1 protein-coding gene is annotated in these 877 nt (G+C 64.3%); it reads right to left on the reverse strand.

All coding sequences use genetic code 11. From position 1 onward, the window contains the following. The coding region (locus ACYVOK_RS35425) for a multidrug effflux MFS transporter (RefSeq protein WP_460666989.1) at positions 1 to 863 on the reverse strand (863 nt) is incomplete at its 3' end. Between the last annotated feature and the right edge of the window lie 14 nt (positions 864 to 877).

Below are 877 nucleotides of genomic sequence, written 5' to 3' on the forward strand. Positions count from 1 at the left end.
CCCGAGAGGCCGGAGGCGGCTCCTGCGAGATCCGGCCTCACGCTCACGGCACCTGCAATGCCACTCGGCAGAACCAGCCCGTTCGCCACACCGATGAAGAGCATCGGCCCGAACAGAGCAACCGGCACCAGGAAGCCTGCAGCGATCAAAGCGGCCGTGGCTGCAATGCTGGCGAGAGACAGGAGCGTGCCCGCTAGGATCATCCGGTTTGGCCCCATGGTGCCTGCGAGGTGGCCCGTGGCGAAGTTGCCCAGCATGTAGCCGCACGGCACCATGGCAAAATAGAACCCGTACTCCGCCGGGCTGCGCCCCAGCAGTTCGATCATCACGTACGGGGCACCCGCCAGAAAGGCGAAGAACATGGCCGACACGAAGCTGGTCACTAGGGTGTAGCCCCAGAACTGGCGGGAGCGAAAGAGGCTGCGGTAGCCCTGCAGGAGTTCGCGCGCACTCTCCCCTGAGGCGCGGTTGTGGTTGGTCTCGCTGAGCCCCCAATACGCAAACACGAGGGCGAGCCCACCGAAACCGATCAGAAACGCGAACGAAGCGCGCCATCCGAAAAACGTCTCGAGCAGGCCGCCGATGGTCGGCGCAATCATGGGAGCGACCGCCATGCCCATAGTGACATAGGCAATCATGCTGGCCACCTGGTTGCGCCCATAGAGATCACGCACGATGGCACGGCTGAGCGTGATCCCAGCACAGCCTCCGATGGCCTGCACGATGCGGCCGACGATCAGGACGCCGATGCTCTGGGCCAGCAGGCACAGGACGGAGCCCACCACGAATGTCAGAAGCCCGATCAGAAGCACGGGCCGGCGTCCGAACCGATCGGACAGAGGGCCGATGATCAACTGCCCCAAAGCCATTGCACCGA

The sequence above is a fragment of the Kribbella swartbergensis genome (assembly GCF_054784135.1).